Genomic DNA, 13,432 nt, shown 5'->3' on the forward strand with positions numbered 1-13,432 from the left:
TAACATATTAAATTTTAAAAAGCATAAAAAAAATAAAAAAGTTTTAACTTTTTTATTTTACTCATCTCAATCAATTGTTGGTCTTAAATCAACACTTTTTTGTTCATTGACTGGATCTAAAATCTTATCAAGATCTACTTCCATACTCTTTGATTTACTCTTTTTTGGAGCGCTTGTTGTATTTCATTTAGTACTTAAAGGAGCTGTTTTAGATACCTTTTGAGGTAATCTACGTTCTTGATTTTTCATAGCCTCTCAGATTTTATCTGAGTCTCCTAAGAATACTTTTCCTCGATAATTTTCATCCAATTTTGGTGTTCTTCTAACATTTCTATCAACATATAATGGTTTTGCCACATTTCCAATAGGATTGTTAAATTCTTTTTCTCTTTTTGCAGATCTTCTAGGAACAATTGTTTGTTTATAAGGGTCCTTAGGTTCACCAATTGGTGGTAAATCCTCAACCTTAGGTAGATTATTAGCTGGTGCTATTTTTTGATTTGGTCGCTTTAATAGCTTATTAAATGAGTTGTTTGGGTCTTGAATTTGTTCTACAAATTGCTCATTTTCAACTAATTTAGGTTGACTATTTTCAAATTGAATTTCTTCTCTTTCAATTGGATAAATATTATCAACTGTTTCTTTTTTTTGAACATTTATTTGTTCTTCACTTTTAATAGGTTGATTATTTACTTCTTCTAAAGGAGTTTCAGTTAAAGTATGTCTAAAATTATTATTGCTAATATCTTCTTTCAAACGCGCCAATTTATCTGACATATTATAAGTTTTTTCATTTGGTGTAGAAGTAAATTCAGAATTAAATTCTTTAATTGCTGATGGACTTTCTTTTGAAATTATAGATTCTACTCTATTTGCAGGTGAAGAAACCTGCGAATAATTTGAATTTACAGTCTGGTTTGTTTTTGCTTTGTTAACTGTTTGTAATTTAAAAATAAACATAGTTATTATAGAACTCAGTGCACAAAATGCAGCTATTGTAAGCAAGATTGCATTCGAAACAACACTTGTAATTTGTATGTCACTATTTATTATAGTGATCGGTGTAATTATTTTTGACATTAAAACAGATAAATAAGCAACATTAACTACACTTAAAATAACTGCTGAAATTGCATATATAATTGGTGTTATTTTATTTGGTTTTGTAATAAAGTTAACTATTCCAATTAAAAGCAATGCTCCTATTGATAATAATCCCAAAATTTGTATTGTATTAAAAATTGCAAATTCTGCTTCAAATGTAAACGTTACAAAATTAGTTCATTGCATTAAAAAAATTCCCAAAAAACTTGTTATTAAAGCTGTTAATCAAATAAACAAGCTTAAAAATATACTTTTCATAATAGATACCCCTATCTTATATAGCCCTAAAATATACTTTTATTTTAGCACCATTAAATTGTAAAGACAAGTGTTAAAAAAAATAAAAATATTAAAAATTTTTTTATAAACATTTCTAAAAAACTTAATATAACTTATTAAAATATTTCATAATAATTCTAACAGGAATTTTTGAGGTCTTTTTTTATTTCAAATCATGGTAATACAAATAAAAAAAGAACAACAAATGTTCTTTTATTTAATTAAATATTAATAGTTAATGACTAATCCCATATATCTTGTCATACTCAATAATGACTCTCTAATTCCTTGAACTCCTTCACCAGAGTCTTTAATTCCTAAAAAAGGAAAACTATCTGGTCCTCTTTGAGGTCTTGAATTAATGTTAACTGTTCCTGTTTTTATTTTTTTTGCAGTACTAATAGCTTTTGAAATATCTTGACAAAAGATACTTGCTTGTAAACCAAATTGTGAGTTATTTGAAACCTCAATCATTTCTTCAATTGAATCAATTCTTATGATTGGTAAAACTGGTCCAAAAGGTTCTTCTCAAGCAACTTTCATATCTAATGAGACTTTATCTATTAATGTGGGTCACATAAGATTTTTAATTTTCTTATCTCCTGTAATTATTTTTGCCCCTTTTTGCTTTGCATCATCAATTAGTGTTTGAATAAAATCTGCTGATTTTTCATCAATTACAGGTGTAATAAATGCATTGTCTTTTGGCATACCAACACTTAGTGATTCTAATTTAACTTTTAATAGCGGAACTAGCTTATCTGCAATTTTATTGCTTACTAAAACTCTTTTTACTGCAGTACATCTTTGACCTGAGTAACCAAAGGCTCCATTAATTATTTCTTCACAATATTTATCAAGTTGTAAATCATCTAAAACTAAAGCGGGATCTTTCCCACCCAATTCTAAAACTAAATCAGTTGTACTACCATTTTTTCTAATTTGATTTCCTATACCAACACTTCCGGTAAAAGAAATCATATCAATTTCAGGATTTGAAGTTATGATATCTCCAATTTCTCTCCCTCGTCCTGTAACAATATTAAAAATACCTTTTGGTAAATTAGCTTCAATGACTAATTTAGATAAAAATGTTCCTACTAAACTTCCTGCTGTTGCTGGTTTAAAAACAACAGTATTTCCCATTACTAAAGCTGGAATTATTTTTGCAAGTGCTAAATTAAAAGGATAGTTAAAAGGTGAAATGGCTAAAACTACTCCCTTTGCAACCCTTGAAAATATTCCAAGTTTATTTTGAGCACCCATACCCTCACCTGTAAAAGCTGAAGGTTCTATTCTTTTTGCTTCCTCAAAAGTATAATCAATAATTTCAATTGTTCTAACAACTTCTGCTAATGATTCCTTTAAGTTTTTTGCAATTTCCTCAGATATTATTTTAGAAATTTCTTGTTTGTTTTGGTCAATTAAGTCTCTAAATTTCTTTAAAATACTTATTCTTTCTAATAATTTTGTCTCTTCTCAACTTTTTTGCGCTTTTCTTGCAACTAAAAATGCTTCATTTATATTTTCAACATTCAAAGCACTTACTTTGCCTGCGACTTTTAAAGTTGCAGGATTCATTATTTCTAGTCATTGTCCGTTATCAATTAACTTATTATTAATTAATGCATTATATTGTCTCATTTAAATATCTTTCCTTTTCTAAAGTGAATAAATAATATTCATTAATATTGAACCTGCAACACCTACATTTAAACTTTCAAGTTCTTTATTAGTCTTAATTATTATATTCTTATCAATCTTTTGAGAAATTTCCTTTGAAATTCCCTGACCCTCATTGCCAAGAACTAAAGCCACTCTTTTATTCTTCATATTTTCTAGTAAGTCACTTTTTTGCTTTAATAAAGTTCCTAAAACTATTATATTCTTTTGCTTTAAATTATCTATAAAATTATTTAAATCTTCATTTAAAAGATTTAAATCAAAGTGATTGGATTGAGTTGCTCTTAATACTTTGGGGTGATAAAAACTAACACAATCATTTGAACAGATAATGTTTCTAAAGTCAAAAGCAAAAGCACTTCTAATTAGAGTTCCTAAATTTCCTGGATCTTGTATACCATCAATAATAAGATAATTACCATCAAGCTCTTGCTTTTTTACAATACGACAAATTGCATAAATTCCTTGACTTGTTTTTAGATCACTTAATTTTTTTGAAACATTATCTGAAATTTCAACAACATTTTTAAAATTTTTATAATTATCAAACAGTTTGCTTTCAACCAACAGTAGTTCAACTACCTCCTTTTGAATAGCCAAATCAACCATTTTGATACCTTCAATGATGTATTTTTTTTGTTCTTTTTGAACTTTAGTTTCTTTATAAGATAGAACTTCTTCAATTAAAGAATTATTTACAGATGTTATCTTCATTTTTTATTCACTAAAAGCAAAACCAATTTGATATAATTTATTTTCTGGTTTTACATAGTCCTTTCCTTTATAACTTGGATTATCAACTGGATAACCATAAACTAATGAGGCTCTACGTGGTGGTTGTAATAATTTGGCTTGAATTGTTGCAATTGGAGCAATTGCTTCGCCCTTTCTTCTTTTATCTTTATTCTCTTCCATTAAATCTTCAATATCTTTAACTTTTTCTTGTTTTACTAAAATTCAAATTTTATTCTCTTTATATCACTTAACAATTTTTTTATATTCATCATAAGTAAATTGTTTTGGTTCACTACCAGAATAAAAACGATTAGTGTCTTTATTTCAATCAATTACATGATCTCTTCACATTATTCAACCAGTTTTTCCCTTTGTCATCATAGTTTCAGTTTGCTCCAAGGTTTCATTAAAGTCATGAAAACCATAACCAGTAAAAGCATTTCCACTTCAAACATTCATATAATTATTTGATTTCGGATCTCATATTTCTTCAAAATTTGTTGCAGCTACTCAATAACGTTTATCAGAAGAATTTCGATAAATTTCAAAACCATATTTACTGTTTTTTAAAACAACTTCCTTTGAAGTAACTTTAATAACTTTTGCTTTAAATTTATTTAATATTAACTGTATTTCATTTTCAGTTAATTTCATTCTAACTTCACCACGAGACATTTTTATTCTTGCTTTTGTTTCATTTAATTGGTTATAAGATGTCATTCTTTTATGTGCAAAAGAATTAAGAATATTTAAATCTGATTTGGGGTCAGGAAAGACAAAATCATGAGTAAGTAACTCTTCATCTAATTCACTTGTTTTAGTGATTTCATTTTCTCTTTTTAGTTTTGAAATAATGCTTGCAGCACTCTTCTTATTATCCTCTAACCCTTCAATGATAGTTTGACTTTCCACTTTTATTTTTTTTGGTCTTTCTGATTCAAAAATAAGTTCTTGTGTTGGATCTTTACTAGCTATTTCTTTCTCTTCAATATTAATAGTTTCATAATTATCATCAATTGATTTAGTTTTTGTTAAAGAAGGCATTTTTGGGTTATGTGGGTCTAAAGGCTGATAATTATATATATTTTTAAGATCTTTATTTGACATTATTAATCCCTCTTCTTTTTTTTGTTTAAAACTAATAACCAGTATCTTGTCTATTAAAATTTATTTCATTTTTTTTGTTATAAATATTAATAATTTCATCAGTTGTAATTTGTAAAATGTACATAACTGATAAGAACTCATCTAATAAGTCGCTATAAGATTCACTATTAAATTTTTCTTCAAATATTAAAGCTTTCCTATAAACATTAATACTTCATGAATCAACATCGCTAGCCTTTATAATTTTATTATTAAATTTTAAAAAGTCAAAATTTATATCAATTCCTAAACTTATAATAAAATGTACACAATCAATTAATTCTTCTAATATTATTGATCTTTCACTTGCTGGCTTATTTGATCAATATTTAAAGGCTCTATATTCATTAATAAATTCTGATACCTCTACTAAAAAAGCAATTATTTTCTTTTTAATTATTTTCTCATCTACAACTATTTTTTTTGTATCGATTATATATTTATCCAAGATTATTTGTTTCTCTTTTAAATAAATTAAATTTTCTTTTGTTAACATTTTTTTCACTCCTATATAAAGTAATTTTAGTTTAAAAAAATGATAGTAACCTATCATTTTTCATTTTTTTAAAATCCTGGTTTTTTTAGCAATTTAAACATATTTGCTTTATAGACTTCAACTCCTGGTTGATTAAAAGGATTAATACCCAATAAATATCCGCTCATCGCACATGCTTTCATAAATCAATAAGCTGCATAACCAAACATTTCAGCATCCATCTTATCAAATTCTAATACAATATTTGGAACTTCTCCAGTATTCGCATGGGCATCAATAACACCTTCAAGTGCTATCTTATTAATTTCATGAAATGATTTAGTTGTTAAATAGTTTAAACCATCTAAATCGTCACTATTTTTTGGAACCTTTAAGTCAAAATTAGGTTTCTTAACATCTATTATTGTTTCAAATAATATGTTTTTTGTACCCTCTTGAATAAATTGTCCTAATGAATGTAAATCTGTTGAAAAAATACAACTTGTAGGAAATAAACCTTTTCCTTCTTTACCCTCTGATTCTCCAAATAATTGCTTTCATCATTCTGTAAATGTTTGCATTTGAAGTTCATAACCTACTAAAGTTTCTGCTTTATAACCTTTTTCAATATGCAAAATATATCTTGCTATTGCATACTTATAAGCCTCATTATTAATGTTTTTTGTATCTTCCATAGCTTTTCTAGCTCCCTTAAAGATTTCATCAACATTAACTCCTGCTACTAATAAAGGAAAAATTCCTACTGGTGTAAATACTGAAAATCTTCCACCGATATCATCTGGAATAGTAAATGTTTCATAGCCTTCAGCTGTTGCAAGTTCTTTTAAAGCTCCCTTGGCATTATCAGTTACTGCTACAATTCTTTCTTTTGCAATTTGCTTTCCTTTTATATCAACTAAAAGTTTTTCCAATACTCTAAATGCTATTCCAGGTTCTGTTGTAGTTCCTGATTTTGATATATTTACAATACCAAATTCTTTATCCTTAATATAGTCAACTACCTGTTGAGTATATGTAGAAGATATAGTATTTCCTATATAGATTAATTCTACTTTATCTTTTGTGTATAAACCTCTGATCATTTCATCGGCTGCACGCGCTCCTAAATAACTTCCTCCAATTCCTACAACTAGAAGAATGTCAATTTTATTTCTAAGCTCTTGTGCTACTTTTTTCATTTTTTTTAATTCATCTTTGTTAAACTCCACTGGTCAGTTATTTCACCCTAAAAAATCACTACCTATACCAGTTTTATTTTCAATCATATCATGTACTTCTTTAATTTTTGCTTCCCTAAATTTATTAATTTCACCTTTAATTTTTGAGTCTCTAAAACTTACTTTTATCATATTGCTAATACTCTCCTTATGACTACTTTGATTCTACGCTATTTTTTAAATTATCAAAACCACTTTTTGTCTCTGGTATTTTGGCTTCTGATGACTTTAATAAATGCGGTCTATTTGCTTTGTAACTCAATTTAACTTGTTTTTTGTCTTCTAAATACTCAATAACTTCAACTTCATATGATTCATTTATCATTAAGAATTCATCAATATTTTTAACAAAAAAATCCGATATTTCAGAAATATGAATTAGTCCTTTAACTAATTCATTTTCATCGTGAATTTCACAAAAAGCACCGTAGTTAACAATTGCTGTAATCTTTGCTTCTACTTTTTGTCCTTTATTCAACATACTCTTGCTCTCCTTACAAAATAATTATAAACTTAAATTATAATAGAAATAATTATTTTGAAAAAAATTTTTAAAAGTAGGTGATTTTTTGGAAAAAAATAATTTAGAAGAGAAAGTAAAGGCTACACTTGAGCAATTAAGAATGTATATTACACAAGATGGTGGAGATATGGAATTTGTTGCTATAAAAGATAGACTTGTTTATATCCGCCTAAAGGGTAACTGTGTTGGGTGTGGACTTACTGAATTAACTTTTAAAGAAGGCGTTGAGGGAGTTTTAATTGAAGAATTCCCCTATGATATTGATGGTGTAGAACTTGTAATGTAAATTGAAACTAGGAGACTAATTTAATGATTTTTTTAACATATGAAACAGAGATAATAAATACTATTTTAACTGCAATTTCAACAATAACTGTATTTACAGCTTCTCTATTGATACCTTTTTTAGTAAAGAAATATAATGATAAGAAGCAAAAATTTGATGCAGCTGAGAGAGCATTATTAGATGCCTTTAATAAATACTTCTCAGATGAATATTCAAAAAATGATTTTGAATGATATCTAGCAGAAATAAGAGCTGTTTTAAAGCGTTATGAAGTAAATTCAGTTTTATGTACAAATTGCAAGAAAAAATGCAACTCAAAAAAATATATGGAATGGTTTGAAACAGTAGACAAAACAATTCCTGAAATAAATAATTTTTCTTTTAAAACTGGAAAAATGAGTTTCAAAATCGAATTAACTGCCCTATTTTGCTATAAATGTACTAACAAAAAAGTAACAAAAAAAGCACTAAATACATAAGGTTATTTGAATAAGTGATATATTTAAAGTTAAAAAAACGTTGGTTTAACCAACGTTTTTTTAACTAATCTTTTTCTTTGCTTCATTTGCCATCAAATTCTTTTGGATTGCTGAGTAATTAAGATTTGACATCTTATTAAAAAAGACTGATATAAAAACAGTTCCAAAAATACCACATAATGTCCCAGTTATAAATATAGGATAACCCACAATTGTTGGATCAATTTGCGGATATGGAATTAATGGTAATGTTTCAGTTGTTTCAATCTCTAATTTTAATAACATAATCATTCTTAAAATAATATAAAAAGAATAAATAGTTATAAAAATTAAATTAAATCAACAATATTTTTTGATAAATATTTTATCTTCTACTTTTTCATTTTGATAAATAAAATAAAAAGTTAATACCATAATTGGAGTCATAAAGTGTTCAATTATTGATTTAATTTTTCCATATCAAGTATCAAAACCAATTATGTCTCCTTTTTGAGCTATAAATGTAACATTAAATAATATAAAAATTAAGACATTTAATGTTGTAATTGAAGTATGAATATTTTTGCCAACCATTCATCTTGCCATGCTTTTATTATGTAAATGAATTCAATTTATCAAACCAAAAATCGAAGTTATAACCGCAACTCAAACTGAAAAATAAATTGATTGTTCTATAATAGCAACATTAAAATCACTTTTCTTTGGATCATATAATGTTCCACAAATAATATCTAATAAAAGTGCAAAAGCTAAAGCTAATGTACACCATACATAAAAAAAATAGTTAAACCATTTTTTAATCTTATCTTTTTTAAGCATAACTTATCTCCTTACTAAGTTTTTTTAACCTACAGAACCTTCCATATCCATTTTTATAAGTTGATTTAGTTCAACTGCATATTCTAGAGGTAATTCTTTTGTAAATGGTTCTAAGAACCCCATAACAATTATTTCCAAAGCTTCTTGCTCATCAAGTCCTCTACTCATTAAATAGAATAATTGCTCTTCACTAACTTTTGAAACAGTTGCTTCATGTTCAATTTGAGATTGATTATTATGAACTTTATTTTGAGGAATTGTATCTGAGTGTGATTGATTATCTAAAATTAATGTATCACATTCAACTCTTGCCTTTGAATTTATAGCTTCTGGACCAATATACGCAAGTCCTCTATAATTCGCAGTTCCTCCTTGGAAAGTAATTGATTTTGATATTATTTTTGATTTAGTTTCTTTACCTAAATGAATCATTTTACTTCCTGCGTCTTGATATACTCCTTTTTTAGCAACAGCAATTGAGATAGTATCTCCTTGTGCTCTGTCACCTTTTAAAATACATGATGGGTATTTCATATTGACTTTTGAGCCAATATTTCCATCAATTCATTCCATTCTTCCGTCTTCTTCAACAATACTTCTTTTTGTAACTAAATTTAAAACATTGTCACTTCAGTTTTGTACTGTTGTGTATCTTACACTTGATCTTTTTCCAACAAATATTTCAACAATAGCAGCATGTAAATTATTTTCTGAATAAACTGGTGCAGTGCATCCTTCAATGTAATGTAACTCTGCATCATCTTCTACAATAATCAAAGTTCTTTCAAATTGTCCTGAAGATTGATAATTAATTCTGAAATAAGCTTGTAAAGGCTTTTCTAATTTAACTCCTTTTGGGATGTAAATAAAAGTTCCCCCTGATCAAACAGCTGCGTTTAAAGAAGCATATTTATTATCATCATTTTTAACTAATTGACCAAAATACTTTTTAAAGATTTCAGGATATTTTCTTAAAGCTGTATCACAGTCAGTAAAAAGAACTCCTTGTTTTACTAATTCTTCATTCATTCTTTCATAAACTGGACGTGCATCTCATTGTGCATTAATTCCTGCTAAAAAGTTTTTCTCTGCTTCTGGAATTCCAAGACGATCAAAAGTTCTTTTAATATTATCTGGAATATCATCTCAAGACCTTACAGTTTTACCTGCTCCTTCAGTATAATAATAATAATCATTAAAATCGATTCAATTTAAATCAGGACCAAAACTTGGTTGAGTTTTTTTATCAAAAACCTTTAAACTTTCTAATCTGTAATCAAGCATTCATTGTGGTTCATTTTTATGTTTTGATATTTCTCTTACAACATTTTCATTTAAACCTTTTTGAACTTTATATGTTGAAACTTCACCTTCATTAAATCCATATTTATAATCAGATATTTGTTTAATTTCTTCTTCTTGTTTTAATTTTTTCATATCCTACACCTCCTTATTTAAAATTCACTTCAAACCATCTGCTCCTAAAAGAGCACAATTAATTCTATTCCCTTGCTTATTAATTTCTCAAAAAGCAATTAATTCATCTAATATTTCTTCATCATAATCATTGCCAGCTATCATATTAAAGTAATTAAAAAGCTGTTTTTGAGCTTCTTGATGAGTCAAATTTATTAATTTTGAACATAATATATCCGTTGAAGCAGTTGATATTGCACAAGCATTACCATCAAATCTTGCATCTACAATTTTTTCACCTTCTATTAGTAATTGAACATTAATTTCATCTGCACAAGTTGGTGAATCTTGAAATTTAATAATTGCTTTTTTATTTTCAATAAGACCTTTAAAATCTGGTTGCGTATAGTGCTCCATAATTATTTGCCTTAATTGAATCTTATCATTTTTATCAAACATTACATAATCACTCCTTTATAAAATCTCATTAATTCAGTTATCACAATCTTTTAAAGCTTCAATAAATTTATCAATATCTTCTTTAGTATTATAAATTGAAAAACTAGCTCTAATAGTTGAACTTACTTTAAAAAGTTCATTTGCCAATCTTGAGCAATGTTTCCCAACTCTTACAGAGATATTATATTTTTTATTTAAAAAGGACCCAAAGTCTTGTGAGTTTACATTTTTCATATTAAATAGCACAATTGGTTGATCATTTTCTAGATTATAGAATTCGAATTTCTTATGATCAATATCTTTAACTTTAGCTCTAAAATATTTTTTTAATTCTTCTTCGTAAGCAATCATTTTTTCAAGTGTTAACTCTTCTAATATATCTAAACATACATTAAAAGCATAAATAGCTGATAAGTTAAGAGTTCCTGCTTCAAATTTATCAGGAATTGATGCTAATTTATAAGTATTTGTACTAATACTTATATTATTACCCCCACCATAAAAAATTGGTTTTAAAAACTCTAAAACTTCTTTTCTCGCCCATAAGATACCTAATCCAAAAGGACCATAAATCTTATGTGTTGAAAAAGCAATGCAATCAACTTCTAATTCTTTAATATTAATTTTATTATGTTTGATTGACTGTGCTAAATCTAAAATGATTATAATTTTCTTATTAAGTTTTCTAATTTCTTTAACTATTGCTACAACATCATTTAAACCTGCAGTTGTATTGGAATTCATTGCAAAAGAAATAATTTTAGTTTTAGTAGTTATTTTATTTTTAAGTTTTGAGATATCAATTAAAAAATTTTCATCCAAATCTAAATAATCAATTTTCAAACTTTCTTCTTGTGCTAATACCATTCAAGGCAATAAATTTGATGAGTGCTCCAACTTAGTTAATAAAATCTCATCATTTTTTTTAAGATAATTTCTCATACCAAAAGCTAATTGATTTAATGAGTGAGTAGTTCCACTTGTGAAAATAATTTCATTTTTATCATCAATACCAATAAACTTTGCTATTTTAGACCTAGTCTCACTAACCATTTGATTTGCTTTATAAGCATTATCAAATAGATTATTGTGTGTATTAGCTCCAATCTTTAAATCATAGTAGCTTTGAGCTTTTATAACTTTATCAAATTTAATTGCGGTTGCAGCTGAATCAAAATAAATTTCCTTACTATTGTTTTTAAAATATGAAAAATTATCTTTAAAATTCATTAAATCATTCCCTTTAGTTCTTCTTTTAAGTATTTTAGTAGCTGTTCATCATCAATATCTTGAAATATTGGTTCAAAATAACCATTTATGATTAATTCTTGTGCCTGAGTTTTATTTAAACCTCTTGAAAGCAAGTAAAATACTTGATCAGGGTCAAGCATACCAATTGCATTAGCATGACTTGCTACAATATCATTTTCATCAATTAATAAAACTGGGTCAGAATCTGCTTTTGCCATTTTATCTAGAACCAATAATCTTAATTCTTGATGTGCTTCTGCTTGATTTGAACCCTTTTTAATATCACTAATACATCTAATAAAACCTTTTGATGTATCTTTTAGCACTTCATAGGTTCTAATATTTGAATATGAGTTTCTAGCTTTATGTACTGAGTTTATAATTGAGTTTTTCTTAAAACTTTTATTTATTATTGTGGCATTATAAAATTCCACTGCTGTATTTTCTCCATTTAAGTTAATAGTAAAATTATCATTACAATCATAATTTGCAATATTTGATATTTTTAAATTTAATGAAGAGTTTTTACTTAAATTAAAATTTATATTAAAGTCCTTTTGACTAACTTCAGTTGAAGGTAAAAATAAGATAATAATATTTATTTCAACATTTTCTTCAATATTTAAATCTATTGTTCCAAATTTATTCTCTAATAATATAATTTTGTTTTCATTATCTTCAAAGTTAAAACTTTTAGGTAGTTTGTTTCTAAAATCTATATATGATTCATTTAATTTTAAATTAGTCATTATTTAGATAATTCCTTTACTCATGTATAACCTTCTGTATTAATTCTTTCAACAATTTCTTTACCCCCACTTGTTATTATTTTTCCCTCAATAATAACGTGAGCATGAGTTGGCTTTACCTTTTTAAAGAATCTATCATAGTGAGAAATAATTACCATTGCATTTCTTGATAAATCAACTTTATTTAAGTTTTTTGAAACAACTTCCAAAGCATCGACATCTAATCCTGAATCAATTTCATCAATTAGACTAAAAATAGGATTCAACATTTTTAATTGCAAAATTTCATTTTTCTTTTTCTCTCCACCACTAAAACCATCATTAACAAATCTTTTTAACATATTTAAATCAAAGTCTAATTCTTTTGCGCCTTGTTTAATATCTTTAAATATTTCTTGCAATTTTTTCTTTTCATCACTGTGAGCGTTTACTATATATTTTAAAAACTCTAAGTTTGAAACTCCTGGAATTGTTTGTGGGTTTTGCATTGCCAAAAATAAACCAGCTTTACTGCGTTGATTAACATTCAACTCTAATATTGACTCACCATCAACTAAGATATCTCCTGATATGATTTCATACTTTGGATGACCCATAATTGCCATTAATAAAGTTGATTTACCATTACCATTTGGCCCCATTAAAGCATGAATTTCTCCTGATTTAACTGTTAAATTAATTCCCTTTAATATTTCTTTGCCCTCTATATTTACATATAGATCTTTAATTTCTAATTTATGCATTTCTAAGCTCCTTGCTCTATTATTATAGTTATTATTATAGTAAATGT

General features: G+C 26.5%; 15 protein-coding genes. 2 read left to right on the forward strand and 13 right to left on the reverse strand.

Annotated elements, in window-relative coordinates; translation table 4 throughout:
- Positions 1 to 57: 57 nt before the first annotated feature.
- The 7 genes from AACL15_RS04315 to AACL15_RS04345 all read right to left on the reverse strand — a co-directional run bounded on the left by AACL15_RS04315 (position 58) and on the right by AACL15_RS04345 (position 7,141).
- Positions 58 to 1,362 (reverse strand): hypothetical protein, encoded by a 1,305-nt coding sequence (locus AACL15_RS04315; protein ID WP_339033775.1) that lies wholly within the window; start codon positions 1,360 to 1,362, stop codon positions 58 to 60.
- Positions 1,363 to 1,611: 249 nt separating this feature from the next.
- On the reverse strand, positions 1,612 to 3,027 hold the full coding sequence (locus AACL15_RS04320; RefSeq protein ID WP_339033776.1) for an NADP-dependent glyceraldehyde-3-phosphate dehydrogenase: 1,416 nt from the start codon (positions 3,025 to 3,027) through the stop codon (positions 1,612 to 1,614).
- An 18-nt stretch (positions 3,028 to 3,045) separates the two neighbouring features.
- Complete coding sequence (locus AACL15_RS04325) at positions 3,046 to 3,780, reverse strand: RNA methyltransferase (protein WP_339033778.1); 735 nt, start codon at positions 3,778 to 3,780, stop codon at positions 3,046 to 3,048.
- Between the two features lie 3 nt (positions 3,781 to 3,783).
- Entirely contained in the window at positions 3,784 to 4,908 is a 1,125-nt protein-coding gene (locus AACL15_RS04330) for a hypothetical protein (RefSeq protein ID WP_339033780.1), read from the reverse strand.
- A 31-nt stretch (positions 4,909 to 4,939) separates the two neighbouring features.
- On the reverse strand, positions 4,940 to 5,443 hold the full coding sequence (locus AACL15_RS04335; protein WP_339033783.1) for a dUTP diphosphatase: 504 nt from the start codon (positions 5,441 to 5,443) through the stop codon (positions 4,940 to 4,942).
- Between the two features lie 68 nt (positions 5,444 to 5,511).
- Entirely contained in the window at positions 5,512 to 6,792 is a 1,281-nt protein-coding gene (locus AACL15_RS04340) for a glucose-6-phosphate isomerase (RefSeq protein ID WP_339033785.1), read from the reverse strand.
- A gap of 22 nt (positions 6,793 to 6,814) precedes the next feature.
- Complete coding sequence (locus AACL15_RS04345; RefSeq protein WP_339033787.1) at positions 6,815 to 7,141, reverse strand: S1 RNA-binding domain-containing protein; 327 nt, start codon at positions 7,139 to 7,141, stop codon at positions 6,815 to 6,817.
- 88 nt (positions 7,142 to 7,229) lie between these two features.
- Between AACL15_RS04345 and AACL15_RS04350 the strand changes: the two genes are divergently transcribed.
- On the forward strand, positions 7,230 to 7,469 hold the full coding sequence (locus AACL15_RS04350; RefSeq protein WP_053946452.1) for a NifU family protein: 240 nt from the start codon (positions 7,230 to 7,232) through the stop codon (positions 7,467 to 7,469).
- Between the two features lie 23 nt (positions 7,470 to 7,492).
- Positions 7,493 to 7,948, forward strand: coding sequence for a hypothetical protein (locus tag AACL15_RS04355; RefSeq protein WP_339033789.1), 456 nt, complete (start codon positions 7,493 to 7,495; stop codon positions 7,946 to 7,948).
- A 60-nt stretch (positions 7,949 to 8,008) separates the two neighbouring features.
- On the opposite strand, the gene AACL15_RS04360 is transcribed toward AACL15_RS04355, so the two are convergent.
- Genes AACL15_RS04360 through sufC form a run of 6 tightly spaced genes read right to left on the reverse strand, consistent with a single transcriptional unit; the run spans position 8,009 to position 13,385 of the window.
- Positions 8,009 to 8,767: a hypothetical protein gene (locus tag AACL15_RS04360; RefSeq protein WP_339033791.1), complete on the reverse strand. Its 759-nt coding sequence runs from the start codon at positions 8,765 to 8,767 to the stop codon at positions 8,009 to 8,011.
- A gap of 24 nt (positions 8,768 to 8,791) precedes the next feature.
- Positions 8,792 to 10,204 (reverse strand): Fe-S cluster assembly protein SufB, encoded by a 1,413-nt coding sequence (gene sufB, locus AACL15_RS04365; RefSeq protein WP_339033793.1) that lies wholly within the window; start codon positions 10,202 to 10,204, stop codon positions 8,792 to 8,794.
- A gap of 3 nt (positions 10,205 to 10,207) precedes the next feature.
- Positions 10,208 to 10,642 carry a Fe-S cluster assembly sulfur transfer protein SufU gene (gene sufU / locus AACL15_RS04370; RefSeq protein ID WP_339033795.1) on the reverse strand — a complete coding sequence of 145 codons (435 nt, stop codon included), beginning with the start codon at positions 10,640 to 10,642 and terminating at the stop codon, positions 10,208 to 10,210.
- A 15-nt stretch (positions 10,643 to 10,657) separates the two neighbouring features.
- Positions 10,658 to 11,872, reverse strand: coding sequence for a cysteine desulfurase (locus tag AACL15_RS04375; RefSeq protein WP_339033797.1), 1,215 nt, complete (start codon positions 11,870 to 11,872; stop codon positions 10,658 to 10,660).
- The gene (locus tag AACL15_RS04380) at positions 11,872 to 12,642 is read right to left on the reverse strand and encodes a SufD family Fe-S cluster assembly protein (RefSeq protein ID WP_339033799.1); all 771 of its coding nucleotides are present in this window, start codon (positions 12,640 to 12,642) and stop codon (positions 11,872 to 11,874) included. Before AACL15_RS04380 ends, AACL15_RS04375 begins: the two co-directional genes overlap by 1 nt.
- Positions 12,642 to 13,385 (reverse strand): Fe-S cluster assembly ATPase SufC, encoded by a 744-nt coding sequence (gene sufC / locus AACL15_RS04385; protein WP_339033801.1) that lies wholly within the window; start codon positions 13,383 to 13,385, stop codon positions 12,642 to 12,644. The genes AACL15_RS04380 and sufC overlap by 1 nt, the downstream gene beginning before the upstream one ends.
- Positions 13,386 to 13,432: the final 47 nt, after the last annotated feature.

The organism is Spiroplasma endosymbiont of Cantharis rufa (assembly GCF_964019665.1).
In the GTDB taxonomy this organism is placed as follows: domain Bacteria; phylum Bacillota_I; class Bacilli_A; order Mycoplasmatales; family Mycoplasmataceae; genus Spiroplasma_A.